This is a genomic window from Deltaproteobacteria bacterium (assembly GCA_020845895.1).
Classification (GTDB): domain Bacteria; phylum Lernaellota; class Lernaellaia; order JACKCT01; family JACKCT01; genus JADLEX01.
Genome location: JADLEX010000054.1, coordinates 1 through 25,611, shown reverse-complemented (window position 1 = coordinate 25,611; position 25,611 = coordinate 1). Strand labels below are relative to the sequence as shown.

Below are 25,611 nucleotides of genomic sequence, written 5' to 3'. Positions count from 1 at the left end.
TCGGCGTCGCGGCGGGCGGTTTTGGGTTCTTTTCGCCGGAAATGATCGCCGGGGCGTTCGACGGTGTCGGCGCGACGGTCGTGGACGTCGTCGATGTCGTGGTCGTGGTGGTGGAGGAGGTGGACGTTGTCGGCGCGGGGGCCGGCGTCGCGATCGGAGTCGGCGGCGGCGCGATCGGCTGCATCTTGGCGCCTTTCACATACCTGTATCCGACGACGCACACGGCGATGGCCGCGGCCACGACGAGCAACCACACAAAGCCGTTCGATTCCTTTTTCTCCGCGAGCTTTTTCATCCGCACATTGGGTTGCGGCTTGACGCGGTCCGGCGTTTCGTCGCCGGTTGCCGCGTCGGCGGCCGGTGCCGCGGTGGACGCCGCTTGTGGCTCGGCGACCTCCGGTTCGCCCGACAGGGCCGCGTCGAAGGCGCGATCGAGATCGACGAGATCACGGTCCGACGTCGCCGGGGCAGCCTCCGCGACCGGCGTGGGCGCGGACGGGGCAGGGGCTTCACCAAAGACGTCGACCTCGTTCAGATCCTCGACGGCGACGGACACGCTCTGCGTGGTCTGGCCGCTGAAAAGATCGATCGAGCCGATCTCGATGGGTCGCGCTCCGGCGGCGCGTTCCAGTTCGGGGAATGCGGCGCGAATCGCCGCACGAAAATCCGACGCGTTCGCGTATCGCGCTTCGGGCGTCGCCGCGAGCGCCCTCGCGATGACGGGATCGAGCGAGAGCGGCCCGTCCCATCCCGACTCCGACAGCGGCGCGGCGAACTTCTTCGGCACGTCTCCGGTCGCCAGTTCATACGCCAGCACACCGACCGAATACAGGTCGGCGCGGCGATCCACGCGCCCGCCCAGCGACACGAACTCCGGTGCGAGATACGCATAAGGCTGCCGGGCCGCAAGCTGCAGCGAGGCGTATTTGGAGAAGCTGATGATCGAGTGCAGCCCATAGTCGGTGATACGCACCGACGGGTGCTCGGGCCACTCGTCGCCCGTGACCCCGGGCAGCAGGATGTTTTCGGGCTTGAGCGCGCCGTGCGCCGCGAAGGGCGGCAGCAGCGCGAGTTCCTCGAGCAGGGCGTCGACGAGCAGGAAGATCTCGCGGGCCGCGAAGCGTTTCCCGGCCGCGGTCCGCGCCTTCATCACGCGGCGCAGGTCGAGTCCGTCCACGAAATCCGACACGATGACGCGCCGGCCGCCGCCTTCGAGCACGTCGCGCACGGCGACCAGCGCCTCGGCGGGGGGACGGTTCACGACGACCGATTCGCGGATCTTTTCGTCGGTGACGTAGCCGGGAACGACGCGACTGATCAGGACCTTGACGGCGAACCGGTCCGCGCCCTCACGGCAGCGGTACACCTCGCCGAGGCCCCCCGAGCCCACGAACTCCTCGACCACGTACCGGTCGAGAATCCGCTCCTGGTCCTGATACATCGTGGCCATCGCACGTGCCCTGATAAACGCAGACCGCACCCGAGAAATCGAATCCCCACACCCGCGTCGGTGCGTTTGCTCTAACACGGTCCCGCCGCGCCTGACAAGAATGGGGGTGCTCCCGCGTGGTCCCGCCATGGAACCGGCGACAGCGCAAATGTGTCAACAAGGCCGGCGCCGTGCCGAAAAAACGCCGGTTTCGATTGACATCGGGGGGCAAATCGGTAAGTTGATGCGGCTTTTTCCCCACACGCGGCCAAACCCAAGCGATGAAGACGGCAAACATCCGAAATTTCTCGATAATCGCGCACATCGACCACGGCAAGAGCACGCTCGCCGACCGGTTGTTGGAAGCCACGGGACTGCTCACCGACCGCACGAAGTCGGACCAGTACCTCGACAAAATGGACATCGAGCAGGAGCGCGGGATCACGATCAAGGCGCAGACCGCGCGTCTGCCCTATCGCGCGGCGGACGGCCAGGACTACATCCTCAACCTGATCGACACCCCCGGGCACGTGGATTTCGGCTACGAGGTCTCGCGATCGCTCTCTGCCTGCGAGGGCACGCTGCTCGTCGTCGACGCCACCAAGGGTGTCGAGGCGCAGACCCTCGCCAACGCCTACCTCGCCGCCGATCTCGGCCTCGCGATCATCCCCGTCATCAACAAGGTCGATCTCGCCACCGCCCGCGTCGACGACGCGCAGGAAGAGATCGAGGACATGATCGGCATCGATGCCCATCACGCGCAGCGCATTTCGGCGAAAACCGGCCTCGGGGTCGACGAACTGCTCGAAGTGATCGTCCACGACTGCCCGCCGCCGATCGGCGATACCGACGGGCCGCTCAAGGCGATCGTCTTCGACTCCTGGTACGACCCCTATCAGGGCGCGGTCGCCATGATCCGGGTGTTTGCGGGCACGATCCGCGTGGGCGACAAAATCCGGCTGATCGCCGCGGAGCGCGACTGCGAGGTCATGAGCCTCGGCTTTTTCTCGCCCGAGGCGAAACCCGTCACGGAATTCGCCGCCGGCGAAGTCGGATACATGACGGCCGGGATCAAGGAAATCCACGACGCCCGCGTCGGAGACACGATCACGCACGTCGGCACGACCGGCGTCGAGCCCTTCCCGGGTTTCCGCGAACTCAAGCCGATGGTCTTCGCGGGTCTCTACCCGTCCGAGGCGTCGGATTATGAACTGCTCAAAGCCGCGGTGGAGAAGCTGAACCTGAACGACGCCGCGTTCCGATACGAACCCGAGACATCCGCCGCGTTGGGTTTCGGCTTTCGCTGCGGGTTTCTCGGCCTGCTGCACATGGAGATCGTGCAGGAGCGGCTCGAGCGCGAGTTCGATCAGGACCTCGTCGTCACCGCGCCGACGGTCGTCTACCGCGTCGTGAAGTCGGATGGCGAGGTGTTCATGCTGCACAACCCCTCGCAGCTTCCGCCGCCGCAGGACGTGGAGCGCATCGAGGAGCCGATCGTGCGCGCGTCCGTGCACGTGCCGGCCGAGCATGTCGGCAACGTGTTGACGCTGTGCCAGGAGCGGCGCGGCACGCAGGTGAAGATGGAGTACCACGCGGCGAACCGCGTCATCATCGTGTACGATCTGCCGCTCGCCGAGATCGTCTTCGACTTTTTCGACAAACTCAAAACCGTCAGCCGGGGTTACGCCTCGCTCGACTACGAGTTTCTGGAGTACCGCGCCGACAAACTCGTGAAGCTCGATATTCTCGTCAACGGCGACGGTCTCGACGCGCTCTCGCTCATCTGCCACGATTCCAAGGCATACACGATCGGGCGCGCGTTGATCGAGCGGCTGCGCAAGACGATTCCGCGCCAGATGTACGAGGTGATCCTGCAGGCGGCGATCGGCACGCGGGTCATCGCCCGCGAACGCATCGCGCCGCTTCGCAAGAACGTCACGGCCAAGTGCTACGGCGGCGACATCACGCGCAAGCGCAAGCTGCTGGAGAAGCAGAAAGAGGGCAAGAAGCGCATGAAGCGCATGGGCAACGTCGAGATCCCGCAGGAAGCGTTCCTCGCGGTGCTGTCGGTGAAGGACTAGCGATGACGCCGCGCCGCCATCTGGCCCGCACCCGCAAAGATGCCGATCGCGCGATCGCCTTCGCCCGGCGCATGGCGCCGAAGATCCCCGCCTCGGCCAAGGGCGAGATCGAGACGCACATCGCGCGCGTGCGCGAACTCGCCGCCGGCGAGGACTACGACGCGATCGAGCAGGCGACGAAGGACCTGCGTCACGTCGTCGATGCCTACCTGCCCTTCTGGAAGTCGTCGCTCGTGCGCGAATACGCCGAGGCGATCGTCGTCGCCCTCGCCCTCGCGCTCGTGATCCGCTCCTTAGTGCTGCAGGCGTTCAAGATTCCGTCGGGCTCGATGATCCCCACGCTGCTCGTCGGCGATCATTTGATCGTCAACAAGTTCATGTACGGGTTCGAGATTCCGTTCACGGGCAAGAAGATCCTGCCGATCCGCCACGTGCGTCGCGGCGACATCGTCGTCTTCCGCTTCCCGCAGGACCCCAGCAAGGACTTCATCAAGCGCGTCATCGGCATCCCCGGCGACACGGTCGAGATGCGTGACAAACAACTGTGGATCAACGGCGAGCGGCTCCCGCTGCGCAAGGCCGGGACTTACGAGTACGACGACACGACCGAGATCAAGCAAAGTGCCGAGCTGTACATCGAGACGATCGGCGACGTGGAGCATCCGATTCTCGTGTCCGACACCTTCCCCTCGCCGATGGACAACTGGTCGAAGACGGTGCCCGAGGGCAAGTACTTCTGCATGGGCGACAACCGCGACCGCAGCAACGACAGCCGCTTCTGGGGTTTTGTCGATTTCCACCAGATCCGCGGCAAAGCGGTCGTCATCTACTTCTCCTGGCCGCCGGGCCAGTGGGGGCGGATTTTCAGTTTGACGAGGTGAAGAGGTCGAATGCGGAATGTCGAATGTTGAATGGAGAATAGTCGAGATCGCGCGAGGACGTGACGTTCGGCTCCGCGTTCGGCGTCGAGCCGTCCTGATTCCGGTTTCTCCATTCTCCATTCCCCATTCTTCATTCGCCCCAAAGGGGGCGCTGTCGCCATGACCCTCTGGACGAGTTGGAAGCTGCACGGCCTGTGGCGCGACGCCGACCGCGAGGTCTCCCGCGCGCGGCGGCTGCTCTCCGACCATCCGTTCTGGTTCCGCCCCGCGTCGCGCGCCGAAATCGAATCGGCCATCTCGCGCCTGGAACTGGCGTCGCGTTACGAAAAGGAACCGCGCGTGCTGTCGGCCGACCTGCGCGTCTTCCGGGCCACGTTCGACCGTTTCCTGCCCTTCGCACGCACCACGCGCTTCCGCCGCGCGGCCGCCTGGCTCGTCGCCGCGCTCGCCCTTGCCGCCCTCGCGTGGAACTGGAACGCCCTCGCGCCGTGGTTCGCGCTGTTGCGGGGTTGAGGGCTCACTCCTCCCCGAACTCGGGCCGCAGCGCGGCGGCGGGCCGCGTGAGCGCTCGCCACCAGCGGGCGGGCGACCACAGACGCCAGCGGTCGAGGCCCGACGGGCGGGCGACGGCGTGGACGATGTTCGCCGCGGCGCCGGCCATCGCGTGGCGCGGGCGCCAGAAGTTCGTCGCGAAGTGCGGCAGCGCGAGGCGGCGTCGCACGTCGCGCTCGGTCAGGTTCGCGGTCTGGAGCGCGTCCTGATACTCCTCGCGGGCGCGCTGGCGCGCCTTGAACAGCATCATCTGAATGCGGGACTGCACGTTGACCTGCCCGTCGCCGGTGGTCTCGATCGGCAGGAAGATCGCCTGGGGGTACTTGGTCGTGATGAGGCTCTGCACGCCGTCGGACACGCCCGACGAGGGCATGCATCCGAACGGCTTGACCGACACGGTCATGTGATTCACGCGGTCCAGGACGAAGTGCACGAGCTTGCCGACCTCCATGTGGCCCTCGCCGCCGCGCACGTTGTTGTCGTAGTGGTTCGCCGCGAGGCTCGCGATCCGGTCGAGATCGGGCAGGTGATATCCGCGCAGGCCCGTCGCCCGCGCATAGAGACCGAAACACACGCGTACAGCCGTGTCCGCGACTCGCAGCGCGCGCAGCGTCTTCGCCGCATCCTTGCCGTCGAGGCCCTTCATGCCGCCGTCGTCGCGACGAAGGCCGATGCGGCGCAGGCGGTCGTACCGGTTCTCCCAGATCACGTATAGCAGCCAGTTGGTGACGCCCTGCACGTCCACCTCCGCGCCCTCGGATTCCAGAAATTTCTGCAGGTGATAGTTGCCGTCGCCCTCGGTGGTCATCGCCCAGAATTCGCCGATGATCGACACGACGGGTTTGGCCTGCAGGCGATCGAGTTTCACCGCGTCCAGCACGGGGCGGCAGCGGCGCAGCGCCATGACGATCGAGCGGCGGTTTTCCATGGCCTCGCACAAAATCGCGCGGCACTTCGCGAGCGCGGCGTCGACCGCGCCGGGTTCCACCTCGTACGGGCGCAGGCGGTAGCCCATGAGGTTGAGCACGTCGCCGGCCATCACCGCGCGAGCCAGCGTGAACATGAATTCGCGATTGATCGCGAGCCCCGACGCGTCGCCGGTGGCCTGCTTGAGCCCGCCCTGCTGCTGGAAGAGCAGCACGCGGAAGCCGTCGAAGCCCGCGTCGCGCAGGGCCTTGCGGTACTCGGTGACGTAGGTGCCGAAACGGCACGGGCCGCACGCTCCCGCCGTGACGAACAGGTAATCGTCGATGATCTCCTTCGTCGACAATCCCTTTTCGTCGCGCAGGTGGATCAGGTGCTTCACCACGTTGCCCACGGTGAAGTAGGTCGGGTTGCACTGGCCGCGGTTGCCGAACTCCTTGCCGATCTGCAGCGCCGCGTTGTCCGGACATTCGAGCATCTCGGACCGATAGCCGAGCCCGCGCATGCCCGCGACGACGAAGACGTCGTGCGCGTAGGTCAGCCCCGCGTGCAGCACGGTGGTGTGCGCGCGCTGGTCCGCCGTGAAGCGCGTGTGGACCTGCTCTTTGTACTGAGTCGGACGCAGGTTGGTCCTCGCGGCTTCCGGCTCGAATCCGTTCAGGTTGTGAGCTTGCATGGTCATGCGCTCCTTTCGAGCATCGCGCCCGTGGGTTCATCGAAGACGACGGATTTGTCCGGGAGCCCGCCGGATTCGCGGCGGAACCTGCGCCAGTCGGCGAGCTTTTCCTCGTAACGCTTGAGCGTGTAGCCATAGGTCTTGGTGCGGATCTTGATCGTGCCCGAGGGCTTGTTGGCGTCGACGTCGTGCAGCGCCGCATAGGGCGTTTTGCTCGTCGAGACGATCGAGTCGATGATGCCGTAGGTCGGCGCGTCGTGCCCGCACTTGAATGACGACAGGTCGAGCAGCACCACGTTGGGGTGCCGCGCGGCGAAGCGCGTCGCCCACACTTTTTGCACCGAGTTCGCCGAGTAGTTCTCGGGCCAGACGTCGTTGATCGAGAGCGGGTCCTCGCCGGGCTCGAAAAATCGCGAGAGCCAGATCGGGTCCTTGGGGATGCCGCGGATCGACAGGATCGGATAGCCCAGGATCTGCAGTTCGTCGGGGATGCCGTGGTGCAGCCCCGGATCGGAATGGTAAGGGCGGCCGATCATGAGCACGGCCACGCGGTCCTCGCGCTCGACCTCTTCCAGAATCTGGCGGCCCTTGTCCTGCACCATGCGATCGAAGGCCGACATCGCCTCGAACGCCTGATCGACCGCGAAGTCCGATTCGTCCTGCGTGACGCGCAGGCGCGGCCCCCACACGCCGTGGAGCACGTCCTTCATCAGGTTCGGCTCTTCGAAGGTGATCGCGCGATCGAGATACTCGATGCCCGCGCGCGCGAAGAAATCGACCTCTTTCGTGAACGCGGCCTTGATGACGTTGGGTGTGCCCGCGACGATGGGGCACGAGGCGTTGTCCATCGTGCCCGTCACGAAATTCGGAACGTGCGTGAGGCAGGGGAACCAGATGTAGTTGAGCGGGCCGGTTTTGGGTTCGGTGTGCTTGTGAAAGAGCAGTTCGTGAACGTGCGCCTGCACGACCTTGGACGGGTAGCACGGATCGACGGAGCCGTATTTGCCGCCCTCGGTGAACAGCTCCTCGGTCGTCTCGCTCGACCACACGACGTTTTTGATGGGGATGCCGAGCGTCTCGAAATACGTCCGCCAAAACGGGCCCGTGCTGTACATGTTCAGCACGCGCGGCATGCCGATCTTCACGGCCTTGCGCGCCTCGCGGTCGGCCTCGGAAGAGCGCTCGAACGCGCGCTTCACGTCCTTGCGTTTGACGCGGAAAAACAGACCCCGCGAAACCTGCACGTCGTCGATCGGCGCACCCGCCTCGGGCATCGGCGTGGGATCGTAGAAGTGGCGGAAGGCGAGGTCGGCCTCGTAGTGCACGAGGTTGGGGTATCGCTTCTTGAGGTCGCCGCGCTCCTTGTTGAGCGAGCGCAGGGCGTCGAGATCTTCCACCGTGCCCTTCTCGCAACTGAAGCCCGAGATGTAGCGCGAGGTGCGCCCGTCGGGAGTGGCCGTGTCGATGAAGGTGCGCGAGCAGTTATTCTCACAGAAATTGCAGCGCGTGCTCTCGTCGTTTTTCGTCGTGTAGATCAGGTGGATCGCGGCGTCGAGCCCGATGAAGCGCGAGCCGCCGTTTCGCTTGACGACGCGCAGGGTCTCCATCGCCGCACCGATCGCGCCGGCCTCGCCGCAGTGCGGATGCACGAAGACCTCGGCGTTCGGCACCCGGGCGCGGATGTAATCGACCTGCGCCTTGACCGCCGCGAGGTTGCGCTGCGTGCCGCCCTGAAGCAGGTAGCGCGTGCCGAACTCGGCGAGGCGCGGCACCTGCACCACGTACTGCCACACGTTTTTCGGCAGCACCTGCGCGAGGCCCGCGAGCATCTCCGACGCGTTGAATCCTTCTTTTTGGAAGTTCACACGATCGGAATCGAGAAACACCGCGCAGCCGTACGAGAATTTCGGTGCGAGATCCGCGCCGAACGCCGTCTCGGCATAGTCCGTCATGCGTACGCCAAATTGCTCGGCCATGGCCTGCAGGAGCATGCCGTTGCCCGCCGAACACTGGTTGGACAGCTTGAAGTTTCGGATGTCGCCGTCGCGCAAAAACAGGACCTTGATGTCCTGCCCGCCGATGTCGCAGATCACGTCCGCGTCGGGCATCACGGTGAGCGCGCTGATCTTGTGCGCGATCGTCTCGACCACGTTCACGTCGGCGTGAACCGACTCCTCCAGAACGTCCGCGGCGTAGCCGGTTGCGCCGAAGCCGATCACGTCGAGCGTCGCGCCCGCCGCCGCCGTCCAGTCGCGGAACTCGCGCAGGATCTCCTTCGTGTCCTGAATCGGGTTGCCCTTGGAAATGCGATAGGACTTTTGGAGGATCACGCCGCGCTCATCCATCAGCACCGCCTTGGTGCTGGTGGAGCCGCCGTCGAGACCCACCACCGCGCGCACGGTTTCGCCCGGCGTGAGCGACGCGCAGTTGAAGTCGGGCACCTTGTAGTCATCGCGGAATCGCTCGAGCTCGACCGGCTCCGTCGCGAGCCCGGGTCCGGCGTATTGCGCCAGCCGCGCGCTGCGGCCCGTCTTGATGTATTCGCGCAGTCCGTCGAGTCCATGAAACTCCACGGCGCTGTCGGGCTCGGCGAGGCCGTAGCACACCGCTCCGTAAGCCGCGTAATACTGCGCGTTGTCGGGAACGTAGATGAGTTCCTCGATCGGTCGGTCCTTGGGCCACGCGTACCCGCGCTCGTTCCACGTCTCGGGAATCCGCATGCGCCAACATTCGACGAGAAAGGGCAGGTACGCGTTCGGCCCGCCGAGCAAGAGTACTTCGTGGCGCAGCGTGTTGCCGCGCGTGAGCACGGCGAGGTTCTGGTGAACAATCGCGTCCGCGAGCGAGTTCATGATCTCGCCCGACGGGATGCTCGACTTCACGAGATTGACGATGTCGGTTTCGGCGAAAACGCCGCACTTGGCCGCGACGTGGTGCAGCCGCGCGCGGTCGAAACGCAGCGCGCGCAGGTCGTCCGCCGGCATGCCGACCTTGAGCATGCACTTGTCGATCGTCGCGCCGGTGCCGCTGGCGCACTTGTCGTTCATCGAGGTGACGGCCTGTTTGCCGGCCTCGGTCTCGCGAAAGATGATGATCTTCGCGTCCTGCCCGCCGAGTTCGATGACCGATCCCACGTTGGGGTGCATCGTCTCGACGGCGAGCGTGACGGCGTTGACCTCCTGCACGAAACGGCCGCCCAACGGCACGCACAGTGGGCCCGAGCCCGAACCGGTCAGAAAGAGCTGGTATTGGTGCGTGTCGGGGTAAGCGGCGAGAATGGCCTCGAGCATTTCGAGGGTTTTTTCGGGTTGGCGGGTCTCGTGGCGCTCGTAGCGCGACCACAGGATTTCCATGGTCGAGGGATCGACAACGGTCATCTTCACCGTCGTCGATCCGACATCCACGCCGAGGGCCAAGGATTTTCGCATCGTCACTCCAAATCCCGGCTGGACGGGCCGACGTTCACGGGCTGTTGCAACGAGAAATCCCCACGATCCGCCGTCCGGGGATCAAAACTGACATGTCAGTTTTATTGTTGATGTGATGATAGGCGAGATGGATCGGGGGTGTCAACCGCGCTCGAAAGAAATTGCGATCGATATCACGAAGATATTTCGAACGGGTTTACGGGGCTGGAACCGGCTGGGCAATCCTTCGCGAAAATCCTTCGGTCATGCTCTCTCGGAACGATCCTTCGTCGCCGCGCAGGATGAGGTAGGCATCGATGCCCGGCAACGCGCGCACGAATTCCATTCCCTTCTCGGGCCCCAGCACGGCCACCGCCGTGTCCAGCGAATCGGCAAGCGCGGCGTTGGGCGCGATGATCGTCACCGACGCGAGATGGTGCTGGATGGGCTGTTTCGTTCGCGGGTCGATGGTGTGCGAGACGCGCCGCCCGTCCACCTCCCGATAGTTGCGGTAGTCGCCGCTCGTCGTGAGCGCCTCACCCGAGATGCTGACAACGATCTGCAGTTCCTCGCCGGGCTGCGTTCCGTATTCGGGGCGGTCGATGCCGATGCGCCACGGCTCGCCGGCTTTGTTGAGACCGCGCGCCACGACCTCGCCGCCGACCTCGGCCATGTATTCGATCGCGCCGCAAGACTCGATCGCCCGCGCGGCGACGTCCGCGGCGTACCCACCCGCCGTCGAAGACAGGTCGACACGCACCCCGTCCAACGTCTTGCTCACGGTGCGTTTCGCCTCGTCGATGACGATGCGTCGGTAATCGACCAGCGCGGCCGCCGCGTCGATCTCGGCCTGCGTGGGAGCGGCGTCGCCCACGGCGCGCGGTCCGAATCCCCACAGATCGACGAGCGGAGCGATGGTGGGATCGAACGCGCCGCCGGATTTTTCGGCGACCATCAGCGCGACTTTGAGCACCTCGATCGTCTCGGACGCGACGGGCACGGGCGTATTCGCGGGCGCGGCCGAGATGCGCGAGACGTCGGAATCCGGCTTGTAGGTGGACATGAGCGCGTCGACGCGGTCGAGCGCTTGCTGGAGTCGATCGGCGCACGCGCGGTATTCGCTCTCGTTCATCGGCGGATGGATCGCGGTGACGTGATACGTCGTCGCCATCGACGTGCCCTGAAAGGCCACCGCGTTGCGGGGTGCCTCGTCCATCGGCGTGGGAGCTTTCGGCGAGCATGCGCACGTCGCAATTAGCGCGACGAGGAACGCAAGGAACGGGCGTCGGACGAGCAATTGTGTCACGCCGACCGATTCGCGCGAAACGCGGGCGGCGTCAATGGAGGCTGCCGACCAACCCCGAAGTCGAACGGAACTCGAAGCGGTCACTTCTTGAGGAGGCGGCGGAATTCCTCGGTCGTCAAACCTGCCTGTTGGAGAACACTCCGCAGCAGACCCATTCGGATGTCCTCTCCCGGGTGATTCGGAACCGTGACCTTCCCCGGGTGGAGCGGATGTTTCAACTGCACGTGGCTGCCGACCTGGTTATGCACAAAAAACCCCGCTCGCTTGAGCGCGGAGAGGAGTTCCCGGGCTTTGACGGTGGGAAAGTCGCCCATCGGAAAATCAGGCCACCGATGCGACGCCGACGCGGACCTTTCGAACTTGGAGTGGAGCGTGTTTTTCCGTCGGGACGGATTCTCCGTCCTTGACAAGACCGTCCACATGGCAGCGGATCGACTCGGCGACGTTCTGCCGTGCTTCCTCAAAGGTGTCGCCCTGGCTGAAGCAGCCCGGCAGTGCGGGGACGGATACCCAGAACCCGCCTTCTTCCGCAGGGTGGAAAACAGCGGTGTAGGAAAGTACGGTTTCGGGCGCGTGGCTCGTTGCCTGAGTCTTCGATTTCATGAAACGAACGTACCGCACCCGCCGGTGCGTGTCAAAATCCCTCGATCACATTCGGCGGAATCCAAGATCTGTCGGCCCACGGTCAAGCGGGCCGATCGGCCCATGCGCTGGAGTTTTCGGCAACTACCCGAAAAGCTCTATGGAGATGTTCGTCAGCTTGTTCGACAGGTTTCCGTGCCCATCAGAAATCTGCAGATCGACACCGTACGTGTCCGGCAAAAACCCGACGAAATCGACGATGATGCCGAGGCTCTCGCACGGGGTGGTGTGGTCGCCGGGGAAGTCGTCGTAGAAAAGTTCGCCGTCGAGGGCCGAGACGTCCGTGCCGGTCCACCAGATGAAGACTTGTCCGCCGAACAGGTTGTCGTCTTCATCGCAAAGATCGAAGACCAGCGTGCTGGATCCTCCGGCGCCGATGATGGCGGGATCCCAAAACGCGGTCGAGAGAACGGGCGCTGAACCCTCCGGGATTTCGACGCAAATATCGGAGAGGACGTTCGAGGGATGGCCCGCCGCGTCGGTCGCCTGCACATCGACGCAGAACGGTCCCGCGGGGCGTGTTGCCGTATGGTATTCCACGCCGATGCCGACGGGATTTTCACAGTCGGTCAGGTCGTCTTCGCCCGCCAACGGCCATGCCGTCCACGGCAGTTCGTCGATCACGTCGCCGGACTCCGACGATCGAACGACCACGGAGCCGTCGTCCAGGTCACCGTCCGGGTCGCACACGAACCAATAGAGGAACGAGAAGCCGTTGTCTTCGACCGGATTCCAGTCACCACCTGACAGGACGGGCCCGCTTCCGGCGGAGCTGTCGTCGTCGAGATCGTCGTCCGCGTCATCATCGACGCCCGTATCCACTCCATGGTGCTCGTCCACGGAGTCTTCGTCGTCGTCTCCCGCGCAACTCGTCGCGAGTCCGACGGACGCCATGAACACCACAACGAATCCCAAGCGCAACACGCCACGCATCGCCATCTCCCGGGTGCAAAGGCGCTCAACATCGGCATCGAAATCGTAACGCGCGCAACCTAGTCGCAAACTTCGACGTGTTGGAATACAAACACGCAACTTTCGTAACGAATTTCACGAGATATCGCTCGGCTACCGATTTTTGGACCTGACCGGTTTGAAGGAGTCAAAACGAATCGACGGGCGGAAAACTCGATCGGATTCGTTCGGCACGGGTCGTCGGTTTCCGAGCGGTTGATCGCGAACCCCTTCGAAAAGAGCGCGCGTCTTCCGCGAAATCCCCCGTGATTCCGGGGTTTTTTCGTTCGTCGCTCTTGTCGGTGCGCGGGGCCGATGTTAACGTGGACCGCCGGTCATGATCGACGGACCGGGATGTGTTGTTGTTTTCTTTCGCCGCCATGAGGACCGCCTTGAAGAGCGCCCGAATCATGACCGCCGCGCGCTCATTCGCGATCGCCGTCGCGTTCGGGCTTGTTGCGGTTTCGGCGTGGGCGCAGTCGGTCGTCATTTTCCAATGGACCGACGACGAGGGCCGGCAGCACTACACCAACAACTTCAACCAGATCCCCGAGCCATTCCGCAAGACGACGGTGAAAGGCGTCTTCGTGCCCGACGCGGCCTCCGCGCCCGCGAAACCCAAATGCGAGAACGAGGAGCCGCTCGTCGAGACGAACTACTACGTCAAGGCGGGCAACCTGCACGTCGAGGGGTCGCTGACCAACGGCTTCAAGCGCTCGATCTCGTACGTCAAGCTGAAGGTGAGCTTCTTCGACACGCAGGACCGTTTCGTGCGCGCGGAATCGACGTTCATCGATCCGCTCGAACTCGCGCCGTGCGGCGAGGGAAGGTTCTCGGTGGTGACGCCGCAGACCGACGACGTGTCGTATTTCAAGACGGAGTACACGTACAAATAGCCATGCCGCGCATCGTGACGCTCACGACCGACTTCGGACTCGCCGACGGCTACGTCGCGGCGATGAAGGGCGTCATCCTGTCCATCTGTCCCGACGTCGTACTGGTGGACATCACGCACCAGATCGAGCCGCAGGACGTGCGCGGCGGCGCGTATGTTCTCGGCACGGCGGCGCGGCGTTTTCCCTCGGGTACGATCCACCTCGGCGTCGTCGATCCCGGCGTCGGATCGGCGCGGCGCGGAATGGTGCTCGTCTCCGGCGGGCACATCTTCGTCGGACCCGACAACGGCCTGTTCACCTCGGCGCTCGGCGAGGACTCTTCCGCCGTCGAAATCAGCGAGTCGCCCGAGGCGTCGGCCACCTTCCACGGCCGCGACCTCTTCGCGCCGATCGCCGCGCGCATCGCGTCGGGAGCGGACCCGCTCACGCTCGGCCCCGTGCTGGTCAATCCGGTGCATCTGCCCGATTGGGAGAAGTCGCGTGGCGCCGGCGGCGTGCGCGGGCGCGTGATGCATTTCGACCGCTTCGGCAACGCAATCACGAACTTGTGCCCCGGCGACTTCGACCGGCATCCTGACGCGTTTCACGTGCCGGGCCGCGAGATCGGTGCGCCGGTCATCGGGCGCACTTACGCCGACGTGCTTCGCGGCGAGGCTGTCTGGCTGGTGGGCAGCGAGGGATTCTACGAACTCGCCGTGCGCGAGGGATCGGCCCGTCAGCGATTCGGCCTGGAACGCGGCGACGCCGTCATCGGCGTGAGCCGGGAGAAGAGCTGAGCGATGTGTGGGCGCTACGCGCTGAACATGGCGCCGAAATCGCTCGCCGAGATGTATGAGGCCGACTGGGAAGACTGGAAGGCCGCGCCCGACCCACCGCCGCGATACAACATCGCGCCCACGCAGCCTGTGATGATCGTCCGCAACGCCGACGATGCACGCCGCCGCATCGCGACGGTGCTGTGGGGGCTCGTGCCGTCGTGGTCGAAGGACCCGTCGATGGCCGCGCGGATGATCAACGCGCGCGCCGAAACCGCGGCCGAGAAGCCGTCGTTTCGTGCGGCGATGAAGTATCGCCGCTGCCTCGTCCCCGCGACGCACTTCTACGAATGGCAAAAACGCGGCGCGGCGAAGCAGCCGTGGTGCATCCGACTGCGCGACGGCTCGCCGATGGCGTTCGCGGGGTTGTGGGAGCGTTGGAGTTCGCCTGACGGCGCCGAACTCGAATCGTGCGCGATCCTCACCACGTCGGCGAACGCGCTCATGGCCCCATTGCACGAACGCATGCCGGTGATCCTGCGTCGCGAAGATGTGGCCCGCTGGCTTGATCCCGCGTCGCAGAAGGCGGGAGACGTGGCGGATCTGCTTGCGCCTTATGACGCAGAGGCGATGGAAGCCTTCGAGGTTTCGACGTACGTGAACAACGCGCGCAACGAGGGCGAGCGGTGCGTGGAGCGGCCGACGTCGCTCGTATGAGTTAGATCGCGGGTTCGATCCAAATCGTGTGTGAATCCGCGAGAGGGTCCGCGCTCATCGTGAGCGAATTCGCGTCGTCGTCGAACGAGTAGCTCCACGTGTCGTCCGCATCCGTACTCGTCACGTCGAATCCGCCCGCGTAGAAGTACTCGTCGTCCACGAAAATTTCGAGCGTGGGGTCGATCCCGGCGATCGTGTCGAACGTGACGGTGAGCGTGCCCGTCGCCGCGTCGAACGCGAATTCGCGCAATTGGCCGCCGGTGACGCGCGGGTAAGGACGCGCGAGGTGTGGGAAGAACTCGTCCTTGGGCGTGCCGTCCGCTCGGCACAGCCCCATCGAGTCGTCGTCGTATCCGAACGCCCACCACGCCCAGCTCGCAAGACTCACGTCGGCGAGGTCGGCAAAGTCGCGGGCGTATTCGCTCGCGCGCGTCGCCGCCGACTGCAGCCCCGTCTCGCCCCACAGCAACGGCATGCCGTGCCCGGCGGATTCGCCCGCGCGCTGCGCCGTCTGCCACTCCAGAACGTGCCGGTCGAAGTTGTAGCCGTCGCCGGAGACAATGTTGCGCGGGTAGAGGTGCGGCGCGTAGATGAGCCGATCGTACGGCAGCGGTTCCATTACGAACGGAAAACCGACGACGCTGAGCATCATCGGTTCGAGCGCGATGTAGGGCGCGGGGTCGATGGCACGGATCGCCTCGATCGTGTCGGCATACAGCGGACGCATCAGTTGATTTTCGGATAGCCACGGCGGCGTGCGAATGCCCGCGAGCGGTTCGTTGAACAGATCGTAGGCGAAGACGCGCGCGTCACCCGCGAAGTGCGTCGCCACCTGCTCCCACGCGGCGACGAATGCGGCGACATCATCCGGCCGCTCCCAGAATTTTCCCGATTGCCAAAGGTATTCGAGGTCCGCCGGCACCCAGTCGGGCGGCGTCTCGCACGTCCAGTCCGGCCAACCCATGCCGCCCGAACACGAGGACCAATGAAAGTGATGCAGATCGAGAATCACGCGCAGCCCCGCGTTCGCGGCGTACTCGACCTGCGGCTCCACCACGTCGGGCAAATAGGCTTCGTCGTAGTCGCCGCGCGTCGGTTCCAGCGCCGCCCACGTCATCAGGATGCGTACGACGTTGAAGCCCCAGTCGCGCATGCGCTCGTAGTCGATCGGCGCGCCGCCGTACCCCACCGCCATGAAGTTGCCGCCGTGCAGGATCAGCGTGCGACCGGCCTCGTCGAGGATCGGCGGAGGCAACACCGGGGTCGTGTCGTCGTCCGCATCATCATCCGCATCGTCATCGGGCAGCGGCGGCCATGTGTCGTCGTCGGCATCATCGTCCGCGTCGTCGTCGGACATGTCGTCGTCGTCGGCGTCGTCATCCGGGGGAACGGGAGCCGAGTCGTCATCGTCGCCCGCGCAACCGAGTGCGAGAAAAAGGAGCAAAGAGAGCAGGACACAAACGTGAATTTTCATGCACACGAGGTGTCCCTGTTCAGCCGGAGATGCACGATCCGTCAGTCCGCGCGGCAGCCCGCGTAACGCACGTGAGTCGGATACTCGAGCGTGTATGACACGTGAGGCCGCCCGAGGGAATCGAGCGCGAGCGACGCCCATGCCCAGTCCAGCGGGATTGTGTCCAGCGTCGTGAACGCCCACTGACCCGAGACGTCGTTGCCGTACATCAGCAGGTGGGCGAGCTTGTTGTGGACGATGAGATGCCGGTGTCCCTGCGTGTCGATCGCCAGAGCGCGGGGGTTTCCGACGGTTCCGGCCGCCGGGAGCTGCGTGATCTCCCATGCGGCCGAACGCCGCTCTCCAAGATACAGGCTTGTCGAACTCTGATTGAAAGCCACCACCGGCGAGCCGTCCGGATCAAGGGCGAGCGAGAATTTCGCCGGTGTGACGGATTCGGCCGCCGTCTCGGTCGGCCATAGGAACGGAATGCGCCCGTGCGCGACGAGAAGCGGTCCGTCGTACCAGATCGGGACGGGCATCGATGTCGCGATCCAGGTATCGTTGTTTGCATCCACCGCGACCGAAACACCCGGGCACATGAGGTTGGAGATCAACAGCCACTCCAGCGTCCAGGTTCCCGAACGATTCGTGCGGCTCTCGGTGTAGCCGCCGACACCGCGATAATCGCAGTACCCGAGGCCGATGTGCGCCGCGTCGTCCGGGCCGATGGCGAGCGACGGATCGTCCCGGCCAAGTCGAGAAATGGTGACGGCATCGCTCACCCAAGGCGGACCGACGGTGTGGCGCATCGTCATGTACTGCGGGTCGGGATTGCCCGTCCAATACGCGAGATGCACCTCGTCATCCGCGCCGAGGGCGATCGCCGGAGTATTGGCGTATCCCTCGGCGTCCACAAGTTCGTGCGTCCACCCGCCGTCGTCGCCGCGTGTCGCGAGGTACGCACCGAGGGTGTCGATGCGATTCGCAAGGATCATCGGCTGATCGAGCGCGTTCACCGCAATCGCCGAACCCCACAATGTCGCCTCCGCGGGCGCGATCTCCTCGATCGTCCAGACGCAGTCGAGCCCCGTGTCGTCGTCGATGCTGTCGTCGTCCCCGGTGTCGTCATCGACGCTGTCGTCGTCGAGATCGTCATCCGAATCGTCGTCGGGGGCGGTATCGTCGTCGGCGTCGTCATCCCCCAGATCGTCGTCCGCGTCATCGTCGCCGTCGTCGTCCGATAGGTCATCGTCTGAATCGTCGTCCGAATCGTCGTCCCCGAGCGTCGGCCACTCGCAGTCGCACGCGCCGGAAACGAGCGCCACGCACATCGCCGCGAGAAGAAGTGGCCAAGTCGTGAGGCGCATGGTCGCGCTCCGTGAAAGATGATTCGCATGTTATCACAATGGTTGCGACAATAACAAAATAATTTTTCGTAGGGGGCGAGGTCGCGGAACCTCGTGGCGAGTCCGCCTTCCGTCGCGACCGATGACGCCCGCCCCGAACGCGCGTATGGTGCGTCGGCGACGGATCGGGGGAGATCATGGCCGGGCAATCGAGTCGGCGAATCCGGTGGGCGGCGTTTGCGATCATTGTCATCGCACTGGCGACGCAGGTTGCGTGCGCGGCGCGCGTTGGGCCGGGCGACGCGGCGTGGAACGACGCGGTCGAGACGTGGCGGCGCGATATGGACGTGGGCGGTTTCAAGCTGCACATGATCGACTCGGGACCGGGCGACGGCGGGCGCCGCGTCGTCGTGATGATCCACGGCTACGGCGATTCCACGTATTGCTGGCACCGGAACTTTCAGCCGCTGGTGGACGCGGGTTTTCGCGTGATCCTCGTCGATCAGCCAGGCTTCGGCAGGTCGGACATCCCGCCCGCGCCGCACACGTACAGCGCGTCGAATCAGGCGGACATCATTGCGCGGGCGATCGCGAAACTCGGCGTCGAGCGCTACTCGCTCGCGGGGTCGTCGATGGGCGGCGGCATTTCGCTCTATATTGCGGCGACGCATCCGCAAAACATCGAACGTCTCGTGGTCGTGTCACCTGTGTGTTTTCCGTTCGATCCGCCATGGACGACGAAGCTCCCCGGCGCGAAGCGGCTGGCCGGTTCGTGGCTCGGTCGCATCGTCGCCGATCTGTCGATCGAGGATGTGTATTACGACGACGCGAAGGTCACCGACGCGCTGAAGGACGAATACGCCCGGGCGCTTTCCAAGCCGGGCTACGGCGAGGTGCTGCACCGCATCGTGCGCGAATTCGGCGACGACAAGGTGCTCGCGATGATGGAGCATTACGGCGACCTGACCACGCCGACGCTCATCGTGTGGGGCGACAAGGACAAGTGGGTTCCGCCCGCGCTCGGTCCACGGCTGCGCGACGCGCTGCCGAACGCGCGGCTCGAGATGGTGCCGAACAGCGGCCACCTTGGGCACCAGGAGTCGCCGGAAATCGTCAATCCGTTGATGATCGAATTTTTGAAGGGCGAGCCGGGTCAGGCCGCGCCGTGAATTTCCTTCGCGAGGGCCTCGATCAGCTCCGCGCCCTTTGAGCGCGGCGCATACTCCCAAATCGTCTGGCCGTAGCTTTGCGCCTCGTCTATGGCGACGTTGTAGCCCACGATCGTCGACGACAGCCGCTCGCCGAAGAACTCGCGCAGTTTGCCCAGAATCGCGTTGGCGAGGCGCGTGTTGCGATAGAGCACCGGCACGACGAGCGCAACGCGCAGGTCCGGGCAGTCGTAGCTCTCGCGCACGGCGTCGACGGTCTCGACGATCTCCGCGCAGCCGTCGAGGGCGAGAAAGGTCATGTTCACGGGGATCACGATCTCTTTCGCGGCGACCATGATGTTGACCGTGATGAGGCCGAGCGACGGCGGCGAATCGAAGACCACGTAGTCGTATCCGCTCGCGGCGTCGATTTTGGTTTTGAGCTTCAGGGCGCGGTCGTCGTCCGCGCCGGCGGCGATCGGGAAATCCGTCAGCGTTTTGTTGGCGATCACGACGTCGAGCCCGGGGATGCGCGACGCCACCGCCACATCGGCCACGCCGAGCGCGTTGTTCATCAACAGGTCGAGCGTCGTGCGCGCCGCGCCTTTGACGTCGAGCCCGAGCGACTTGCCGCTCTGGCCCTGCGGATCGAGATCGACCAGCAGCACGCGCAGCCCGAGCCGCAAGGCGAAATACGCCGCGATGTTGACCGACAGCGTGGTTTTGCAGCTTCCGCCTTTTTCGTTCACGAAGGCGATGATGCGCACCGGGTCCTCCGATCAGCGCGCGGCGGTTTTCGTTCGGGCCTTGGTCGTTCCGAGTTTTTCGCCGAGTTTTTCGAGCCGGGCGGTGAGCTCGTCGATCCGCTCCTCGAGGCGGTTGATGTTTTTCGACATGCTCTGCGCGCGCTGGGCGAGCGTCTCGTAATCGTTCTTGCTCGGCAGACCCGTCATCGACATCATGAGCGCCACGTTTCGGTTCATGCGCTCCTTGGTTTTGGTGACGCGCGCGATGGCCGCGCCCAGCGCCTGCGCGAACCGGGGATTGGAAAGCAGCTCCGTCGCGATCTCGTCCATCTTCTCGTCCCGAATTTTCGCGAGACGGCCCAGCAGATTGCCCGATTCGGCCATGTCGATTCCCCCAATGGGGCTTCATCTTCGACGCCGCTTCGGTGCTGTCAAGCCGAACGCGCGGGCAGGGCGGGCGCCTCGGCCCGATCCCGAACCGGCGGTTGCGTACCGGGGCCGACGAGCCTAAAATTCTTCAGTTTCGCGACGCAGCCTGCGGGCGCGACGGGGAGGATGATTTTCATGACATGGCGATTCCCGGCGTTGATGGTGGCGGTGGTGTTGGCGGTCTCCGGCGTGGTGGCGTGCGGCGGCGATGACGACGACGACAACGATACCGGCAACGAATCGGACGACGATGTCTACGTGCCGCCGGACGACGACGGCGATGACGACGATTCGGTCGACGACGATGCCGACGACGACGATGCGACCGATGACGACACCGCGGATGACGACGCCGCCGATGACGACACGGCCGACGATGACACGGCCGACGACGACTCAACGGACGATGACACGACCGATGACGATACCGGCGACGATGACGACGTTCAGATCGGCTACGACATCGGCGACCAGATGCCGGACTTCACGCTGGCGGACAACAACAGCGAGCCATGGACGCTTTACGACCATGCGGGCAGCATCGTCATGCTCGACTCGTCGGCCATGTGGTGCGTGCCCTGCCGAATGGACACGCCGAACCTGCAGGATCTCGCCGACTCCTACGCCGCAAACGGCGTCGTCGTGGCGCAGCTCATCGCCGAGAACTATCACAACTTGACGCCGACCGACACGCAGATCGACAGCTGGGTCAACAAATACGACCTGACGATCCCGGTCCTGATCGACCCGGGCTGGGCGGTCGGCGGCCCGGTCGGCAACGGCTACATCCCGTTCTATTGGGTCATGGATGAGGACGGCGTGATTCGCTACAAGAGCAACTACGTCGATGATTTCTACGACCACATCGACAACATCATCGGGCTGTAGATCCCGTTTCCGAAATCGATGACGGCGGCTCCCGGGCCGCCGTTTTGCATTCCCGGCGATTGCCGCGCGAAACGCGCCTGTGCTAGTGTGCGCTCCGCACGAAGCAGGCAAATCCCACAACGAAAGGCCGCCAACCCAAGCGGCGAATCGGTGCGGGTTCATCCCCCAAGGAGTCGCGAGATGGCCGGTGAAAAGACGGCGAAAGTGAGTTCGGTTCTCACGCCCGAGCTGCGGGCGTCCAAGAAGAAAATCCTCAAGACCCCCGTGAAACAGCTCGGCCTCACCCGGGGTTTCCGCGTGGCGGACCTCGTCGGCGGCATGAAGGGCATGAGCATCCAGGCTCGCGCGATCGGCCAGTGCGCCGAGGTGCTGGACGGCATCTACACCGACAAAAAGCGCCCCACGGTTTTGCTGGGCCTCGCCGGTCCGCTGATCGCCGCGGGGCTGCGTAACGTGATCCGCGAGCTCGTGACGGGCGGATACGTGGACGTGATCGTTTCGACCGGCGCGATCATGTATCAGGACATTTATCAAGCGCGCGGCTTCCACCACTACAAGGGCACGACGGGCGCCGACGACACCATTTTGCGCGACCACTACATCGATCGCATCTACGACACCTACGTGGACGAAGAAGCGTTCTGGAACACGGACCTGTGGCTCGGACGCATCGCGGATGAACTGCCGCCGGGGAACTATTCGAGCCGCCAATACCTCGATTTCGTCGGCTCGAAACTCGACGATCCGAATTCGATCGTGCGTGCGTGTCACGAGCGTGGCATCCCGATTTTCTGCCCGGCGCTCAACGACAGCTCCATCGGCATCGGCCTCACCGATCACCGCAACCGGCACATCCACGAACTCGACAAGTCGATCGCGATCGACTCGATCCAGGACAACTACGAGCTCACGCAGATCGTCGTGAAATCCAAATCCACCGCGGCGTTTTACGTGGCGGGCGGCGTGCCGAAGAACTACATCAACGACTCGATCGTGATGGGCTACATCTTCGGACTCGATCGCGGCCACGACTACGCCCTGCAGGTGACGACGGCAGTGACGATGGACGGCGGCCTGTCGTCGTCCACCCTCGGCGAGGCGCAGAGCTGGGGCAAGATCGACCGCAAGGCGCATTTCGCGATGGCGTGGGTCGAACCCAGCGTCTCGATACCGCTCCTGGCCGCGTACGTGTTCGACACGCACAAGGGTCGCCCCGCGCTCAAGCTGAATTGGGCGGGTCAGATTCTGAAGAAACTCGAACGCCCGGCGAAGTGAACGGGCGTTCGTCGCGCGAAGGTCGATGGCGTCGTCGATGAACGTCCACCTCGTGCTCGACAACATCCGCAGTGCGTACAACGTGGGGGCGATGTTCCGCACCGCGGATGCGGTCGGCGTGGCGCGCGTCGTACTGTGCGGCATCACGGCGCACCCGCCGAACGCGAAACTCGAGAAGACCGCGCTCGGCGCGACAGATGTCGTTCCGTGGAGCTATCACGCGTCGACGAACTGGGCGCTCGACGAACTGCACGCCGCGGGTTGCGCCATCGTGGCGCTCGAGGCCGCACCGAGCGCCACGCCGATTCACGATTTCGATTGGCCCGACCCCGTCGCGCTCGTGGTCGGCAACGAAGTCACGGGGATTTCGCCGGAAATTCTCACACGCTGCGACGCCGTGGTCGCGATCCCGATGGTCGGCGTGAAGAATTCGCTCAATGTCGCGTCGGCGGCGACCGTTGCACTCTATGAAATTCGCCGCCGGTTCATTTCCGCATCGTAAGATTCATCGAAAAAACTGCCTTTCTGGTGAATTTCCTTACGGTAACCGGCAGTTCTAGAGATATTTCGATAGATCTCGACGTCAACAAAGCGTAAAATCACTTTTATGAATTGACCGGTGGAAATCCGCCGCGATTCGGGTTTTCGGGTGTGATGCTCCTCGTGGTGATGGCCGTGACGCTCCTCGTGGCGAGCCGGAGACGGCTCGCAGCGGGAAAACTTGAAGTGAATTCTAGGAAAATGCCCATGACTGCTTGATTTAATTGAGGAAATCGCCGAAAAGGAGTTGAACCATGCAGCGGAAGACCGGCATGAAGCGGATGTACACGACCGGCGACGTGGCCAGACTGCTGGGAACGACCGCCAATACCGTCACGCGTTGGTTCGACGAGGGCATGCTCGGAGGCTATCGGCTGCCCGTCGGCAAGGAACGGCGTATCCCGCTGTCCAACCTTCGCGCGTTCATGTGGGAACACCGCATCCCGCTCGACCTCCTCGAAGAAGACTCCGCCCGCTATCGCCGGACCCACACACGCATCACGTGCGGCGGCCGACTCCATTTCACGCTCATCAACGGCGAGGATCATCGGCCCTTCCCGGGCCGATTCGAAGATCTGTCCATGGGCGGCGCGCGAATCGTTTACGACGAAGCGGACGACCTCGCGCTTCCACGCGGTGCGCGCCGCATGCATCTCAAGGTGGCCGACGGCCCGCTCGGCGGGATGGACATCCCGGCGCAACTCGTCCACGTCACCCCGCGCGACAACAGCTTCGCCGTGGGTGTGCGTTTCGGATTGCTCTCCGAGTCCCAGGTGAACCGGATCGAATCGGCGATCGGCAAGGTGCCGGTGCTTTCATGGTCCGCGGGACGGACGGAGCCGAAGTTTCCGGCGAACGAATCCGATCATTTCTGAATCGGTCGCACCTCTTCACATGAATCGTGATCTCATCGTCATCGGAGCCGGAAGGCTCGGCACGCGCATCGGCGCTTTGTGGCGCGAACGCTTCCCGCGGGCGCGCGTCGTTGCGGTTACGCGGACGGATCTCCGGTTCGCGCAACTTCGCGAGATGGGACTCGAGCCGGCGCTCGCGGGCGATGCCGTCGATCCGGCGCCGTTTGCGGCTTTTTGCGTGCCGCCTTCGGTGGCGGGTGAATACTCGGAAGAAGTGCGCCGCGCGCTGCGATGTTGGAACGGCGAGGGCGCGTTCGTGATGACGTCGAGCACAGCGGTGTATCCCTACGACGACGGCGCGGTCTGTCGCGAAGACTCCCCCACAATCGATACGCCCCGCGCGCACGAGTTGCTCGACGCCGAAACGCCGGTGCTCGCCGCGGGCGGTTGCGCGGTGCGCCTCGCGGGGCTTTACGACGCCCTGCGCGGGCCGCATCGCGTGTACGGACGCATGGCCACGTCCGATCGGCGGCCCGACGGGCTCATCAATCTGATCCACTACGACGACGCGGCGTCGCTGTGCGTCGCGGCGCTGGACGCGGAAGTTCGAGGCCGTGTCCTGATCGGGTGCGACAACGCGCCGATCACGCGGGTCGACCTGGTGAGCGCGCTGGAATCCACGGGCGCGGCGGCGTGCCGTTTCACCGGCCGCGACGGCCCGCTTGGCCGGCGGCTCGACAACTCCGCCACGCGCGCGTCGCTGGGCTGGTCGCCGCGCTATCCCAGCTTTGCCGACTGGGTTCGACAAACATCCGGCCAATGACGCAGATCAACGCGCGAATTTTCGGCGTGGTTTAATGGTGCGCTCACCAGATCAACGTTGAACGGCCCTTGCGCCGACGGAGAGTGAACCCATGTCGAGCGAATGCTTTAGCCGCCAGACCCTGCGCGATCTTCTGAATCAGTGGGCGTCCGGCGAGATCACCGACGAACAGTTCGCGGGAATGTCCGAGGAGCTGTGGAACAAGTACGGCGTGTGGCAGAGCTGGCCGCGCGAGGACAAGCGCTCGATCACCTTCGGCGCGCTGGCCAAGATGCGGCTTCGCGACACGCCGCCGATCACGAAAGATGACGTGAAGTTCCTGCTGGGGTTTCTCGACGCCGCCTACGGCGAAGAATCCACCGCCTGGCGCGGCTTCGACGAGCACTTCTCGCAGAGAGCCGCCGCGTCGTCCTGACCGGCTGAATCCGACGAATTTCGCGGGGGGGCGTCGTGAACCGCCGCGTTCTTGCCGCGCGGGGTGCGAGTCCTCAAAATCTTGAGTTCCCCGCGCGCGCGAAGTCCACATGTGGTTGGATTCGCGCCATCATACCAGCAACATCGCCCAAACGCCCGGGAAACGGCGGAGGCCGACGAGTGTTGCGACGTTGAAACAGTTCATCGCCGATCAAATTCTTATGTCGAGAGCCGATCTGTGCCGCGCCACCGGTCATTCCGAGTGCTCGCGGTCTGTCATCCAGAGCGCTCTTCGGCTGTCATTCTGAGCGCTCGTCCGCAGTAGCCGTAGCCGTAGCCGTAGCCGTAGCGTAGGCGGAAGCGAAGGATCTTCCCGTCCAAAAAGACCAGTCGTTTCAACGATTTATCCGTTGCCATTTCATGTTTTACTGGAAGAATCTCAGCAGCCGCACCGCCGCCCTCTTTTGCGTTAGGA

At 64.4% G+C, this 25,611-nt stretch carries 24 protein-coding genes; 13 read left to right on the top strand and 11 right to left on the bottom strand.

The features are described from left to right. The coding region (locus tag IT350_07300; protein MCC6157843.1) for a protein kinase at window positions 1-1,450 on the bottom strand (1,450 nt) is incomplete at its 3' end. A gap of 260 nt (window positions 1,451-1,710) precedes the next feature. Between IT350_07300 and lepA the strand changes: the two genes are divergently transcribed. The 3 genes from lepA (at window position 1,711) to IT350_07285 (ending at window position 4,904) form a co-directional block, all read left to right on the top strand. Continuing rightward, window positions 1,711-3,510 carry an elongation factor 4 gene (gene lepA / locus IT350_07295; protein ID MCC6157842.1) on the top strand — a complete coding sequence of 600 codons (1,800 nt, stop codon included), beginning with the start codon at window positions 1,711-1,713 and terminating at the stop codon, window positions 3,508-3,510. A 71-nt stretch (window positions 3,511-3,581) separates the two neighbouring features. Continuing rightward, entirely contained in the window at window positions 3,582-4,391 is an 810-nt protein-coding gene (lepB, locus tag IT350_07290; protein ID MCC6157841.1) for a signal peptidase I, read from the top strand. Between the two features lie 159 nt (window positions 4,392-4,550). Beyond that, complete coding sequence (locus tag IT350_07285) at window positions 4,551-4,904, top strand: hypothetical protein (GenBank protein ID MCC6157840.1); 354 nt, start codon at window positions 4,551-4,553, stop codon at window positions 4,902-4,904. A gap of 4 nt (window positions 4,905-4,908) precedes the next feature. On the opposite strand, the gene IT350_07280 is transcribed toward IT350_07285, so the two are convergent. The 6 genes from IT350_07280 to IT350_07255 form a co-directional block, all read right to left on the bottom strand. After that, window positions 4,909-6,549, bottom strand: a complete 1,641-nt coding sequence (locus tag IT350_07280; protein ID MCC6157839.1) for a 2-hydroxyglutaryl-CoA dehydratase — start codon at window positions 6,547-6,549, stop codon at window positions 4,909-4,911. Beyond that, window positions 6,546-9,971, bottom strand: coding sequence for a CoA activase (locus tag IT350_07275; protein MCC6157838.1), 3,426 nt, complete (start codon window positions 9,969-9,971; stop codon window positions 6,546-6,548). The genes IT350_07280 and IT350_07275 overlap by 4 nt, the downstream gene beginning before the upstream one ends. Window positions 9,972-10,167: 196 nt before the next feature. Then, a complete protein-coding gene (locus tag IT350_07270) occupies window positions 10,168-11,166 on the bottom strand; it encodes an FAD:protein FMN transferase (GenBank protein ID MCC6157837.1) in 999 nt (332 codons plus the stop codon). Window positions 11,167-11,336: 170 nt separating this feature from the next. Then, window positions 11,337-11,570 carry a type II toxin-antitoxin system HicA family toxin gene (locus IT350_07265; GenBank protein ID MCC6157836.1) on the bottom strand — a complete coding sequence of 78 codons (234 nt, stop codon included), beginning with the start codon at window positions 11,568-11,570 and terminating at the stop codon, window positions 11,337-11,339. A gap of 7 nt (window positions 11,571-11,577) precedes the next feature. Continuing rightward, a complete protein-coding gene (locus tag IT350_07260; GenBank protein ID MCC6157835.1) occupies window positions 11,578-11,859 on the bottom strand; it encodes a type II toxin-antitoxin system HicB family antitoxin in 282 nt (93 codons plus the stop codon). Between the two features lie 123 nt (window positions 11,860-11,982). Beyond that, the gene (locus IT350_07255; GenBank protein MCC6157834.1) at window positions 11,983-12,831 is read right to left on the bottom strand and encodes a hypothetical protein; all 849 of its coding nucleotides are present in this window, start codon (window positions 12,829-12,831) and stop codon (window positions 11,983-11,985) included. Window positions 12,832-13,241: 410 nt separating this feature from the next. Between IT350_07255 and IT350_07250 the strand changes: the two genes are divergently transcribed. From IT350_07250 to IT350_07240, 3 genes are read left to right on the top strand one after another with little or no spacing between them, the layout of a single operon-like run. Then, window positions 13,242-13,745, top strand: a complete 504-nt coding sequence (locus IT350_07250) for a DUF4124 domain-containing protein (protein ID MCC6157833.1) — start codon at window positions 13,242-13,244, stop codon at window positions 13,743-13,745. 2 nt (window positions 13,746-13,747) lie between these two features. Next, window positions 13,748-14,521 carry an SAM-dependent chlorinase/fluorinase gene (locus IT350_07245; GenBank protein ID MCC6157832.1) on the top strand — a complete coding sequence of 258 codons (774 nt, stop codon included), beginning with the start codon at window positions 13,748-13,750 and terminating at the stop codon, window positions 14,519-14,521. A 3-nt stretch (window positions 14,522-14,524) separates the two neighbouring features. Continuing rightward, window positions 14,525-15,217, top strand: a complete 693-nt coding sequence (locus tag IT350_07240) for an SOS response-associated peptidase (GenBank protein MCC6157831.1) — start codon at window positions 14,525-14,527, stop codon at window positions 15,215-15,217. A gap of 1 nt (window position 15,218) precedes the next feature. Here IT350_07240 and IT350_07235 read toward each other — a convergent pair whose 3' ends face one another. Then, window positions 15,219-16,691 (bottom strand): cellulase family glycosylhydrolase, encoded by a 1,473-nt coding sequence (locus IT350_07235; GenBank protein MCC6157830.1) that lies wholly within the window; start codon window positions 16,689-16,691, stop codon window positions 15,219-15,221. A gap of 41 nt (window positions 16,692-16,732) precedes the next feature. After that, a complete protein-coding gene (locus IT350_07230) occupies window positions 16,733-18,040 on the bottom strand; it encodes a hypothetical protein (protein ID MCC6157829.1) in 1,308 nt (435 codons plus the stop codon). 176 nt (window positions 18,041-18,216) lie between these two features. On the opposite strand from IT350_07230, the gene IT350_07225 reads away from it, so the two are divergent. Further along, entirely contained in the window at window positions 18,217-19,188 is a 972-nt protein-coding gene (locus IT350_07225) for an alpha/beta hydrolase (GenBank protein MCC6157828.1), read from the top strand. Here IT350_07225 and IT350_07220 read toward each other — a convergent pair. Together IT350_07220 and IT350_07215 are read right to left on the bottom strand one after the other, a co-directional pair. Then, the gene (locus IT350_07220; GenBank protein ID MCC6157827.1) at window positions 19,173-19,934 is read right to left on the bottom strand and encodes a ParA family protein; all 762 of its coding nucleotides are present in this window, start codon (window positions 19,932-19,934) and stop codon (window positions 19,173-19,175) included. The two genes, IT350_07225 and IT350_07220, sit on opposite strands and share 16 nt — an antisense overlap. A 12-nt stretch (window positions 19,935-19,946) precedes the next feature. Further along, complete coding sequence (locus tag IT350_07215; protein MCC6157826.1) at window positions 19,947-20,297, bottom strand: hypothetical protein; 351 nt, start codon at window positions 20,295-20,297, stop codon at window positions 19,947-19,949. Window positions 20,298-20,477: 180 nt separating this feature from the next. Here IT350_07215 and IT350_07210 point away from each other — a divergent pair, with 180 nt between their 5' ends. The 6 genes from IT350_07210 (at window position 20,478) to IT350_07185 (ending at window position 25,137) form a co-directional block, all read left to right on the top strand. Further along, window positions 20,478-21,230, top strand: coding sequence for a TlpA family protein disulfide reductase (locus IT350_07210; protein ID MCC6157825.1), 753 nt, complete (start codon window positions 20,478-20,480; stop codon window positions 21,228-21,230). Window positions 21,231-21,410: 180 nt separating this feature from the next. After that, on the top strand, window positions 21,411-22,505 hold the full coding sequence (locus IT350_07205) for a deoxyhypusine synthase family protein (GenBank protein ID MCC6157824.1): 1,095 nt from the start codon (window positions 21,411-21,413) through the stop codon (window positions 22,503-22,505). Between the two features lie 37 nt (window positions 22,506-22,542). Then, window positions 22,543-23,007 (top strand): RNA methyltransferase, encoded by a 465-nt coding sequence (locus IT350_07200; GenBank protein ID MCC6157823.1) that lies wholly within the window; start codon window positions 22,543-22,545, stop codon window positions 23,005-23,007. A 292-nt stretch (window positions 23,008-23,299) separates the two neighbouring features. Then, window positions 23,300-23,920: a PilZ domain-containing protein gene (locus tag IT350_07195; protein ID MCC6157822.1), complete on the top strand. Its 621-nt coding sequence runs from the start codon at window positions 23,300-23,302 to the stop codon at window positions 23,918-23,920. A 19-nt stretch (window positions 23,921-23,939) separates the two neighbouring features. Continuing rightward, complete coding sequence (locus IT350_07190) at window positions 23,940-24,722, top strand: hypothetical protein (GenBank protein ID MCC6157821.1); 783 nt, start codon at window positions 23,940-23,942, stop codon at window positions 24,720-24,722. A gap of 91 nt (window positions 24,723-24,813) precedes the next feature. Further along, a complete protein-coding gene (locus IT350_07185) occupies window positions 24,814-25,137 on the top strand; it encodes a hypothetical protein (protein MCC6157820.1) in 324 nt (107 codons plus the stop codon). The last annotated feature ends 474 nt before the right edge of the window (window positions 25,138-25,611 follow it).

Coding starts and splice junctions, on each gene's coding strand:
- lepA (MCC6157842.1), top strand. CDS start 1,711: ATGAAGACGGCAAACATCCGAAATTTCTCGATAATCGCGCACATCGAC.
- lepB (MCC6157841.1), top strand. CDS start 3,582: ATGGCGCCGAAGATCCCCGCCTCGGCCAAGGGCGAGATCGAGACGCAC.
- IT350_07285 (MCC6157840.1), top strand. CDS start 4,551: ATGACCCTCTGGACGAGTTGGAAGCTGCACGGCCTGTGGCGCGACGCC.
- IT350_07280 (MCC6157839.1), bottom strand. CDS start 6,549: ATGACCATGCAAGCTCACAACCTGAACGGATTCGAGCCGGAAGCCGCG.
- IT350_07275 (MCC6157838.1), bottom strand. CDS start 9,971: ATGCGAAAATCCTTGGCCCTCGGCGTGGATGTCGGATCGACGACGGTG.
- IT350_07270 (MCC6157837.1), bottom strand. CDS start 11,166: ATGGACGAGGCACCCCGCAACGCGGTGGCCTTTCAGGGCACGTCGATG.
- IT350_07265 (MCC6157836.1), bottom strand. CDS start 11,570: ATGGGCGACTTTCCCACCGTCAAAGCCCGGGAACTCCTCTCCGCGCTC.
- IT350_07260 (MCC6157835.1), bottom strand. CDS start 11,859: ATGAAATCGAAGACTCAGGCAACGAGCCACGCGCCCGAAACCGTACTT.
- IT350_07255 (MCC6157834.1), bottom strand. CDS start 12,831: ATGCGTGGCGTGTTGCGCTTGGGATTCGTTGTGGTGTTCATGGCGTCC.
- IT350_07245 (MCC6157832.1), top strand. CDS start 13,748: ATGCCGCGCATCGTGACGCTCACGACCGACTTCGGACTCGCCGACGGC.
- IT350_07240 (MCC6157831.1), top strand. CDS start 14,525: ATGTGTGGGCGCTACGCGCTGAACATGGCGCCGAAATCGCTCGCCGAG.
- IT350_07235 (MCC6157830.1), bottom strand. CDS start 16,691: ATGAAAATTCACGTTTGTGTCCTGCTCTCTTTGCTCCTTTTTCTCGCA.
- IT350_07230 (MCC6157829.1), bottom strand. CDS start 18,040: ATGCGCCTCACGACTTGGCCACTTCTTCTCGCGGCGATGTGCGTGGCG.
- IT350_07225 (MCC6157828.1), top strand. CDS start 18,217: ATGGCCGGGCAATCGAGTCGGCGAATCCGGTGGGCGGCGTTTGCGATC.
- IT350_07215 (MCC6157826.1), bottom strand. CDS start 20,297: ATGGCCGAATCGGGCAATCTGCTGGGCCGTCTCGCGAAAATTCGGGAC.
- IT350_07210 (MCC6157825.1), top strand. CDS start 20,478: ATGACATGGCGATTCCCGGCGTTGATGGTGGCGGTGGTGTTGGCGGTC.
- IT350_07205 (MCC6157824.1), top strand. CDS start 21,411: ATGGCCGGTGAAAAGACGGCGAAAGTGAGTTCGGTTCTCACGCCCGAG.
- IT350_07200 (MCC6157823.1), top strand. CDS start 22,543: ATGAACGTCCACCTCGTGCTCGACAACATCCGCAGTGCGTACAACGTG.
- IT350_07195 (MCC6157822.1), top strand. CDS start 23,300: ATGCAGCGGAAGACCGGCATGAAGCGGATGTACACGACCGGCGACGTG.
- IT350_07190 (MCC6157821.1), top strand. CDS start 23,940: ATGAATCGTGATCTCATCGTCATCGGAGCCGGAAGGCTCGGCACGCGC.
- IT350_07185 (MCC6157820.1), top strand. CDS start 24,814: ATGTCGAGCGAATGCTTTAGCCGCCAGACCCTGCGCGATCTTCTGAAT.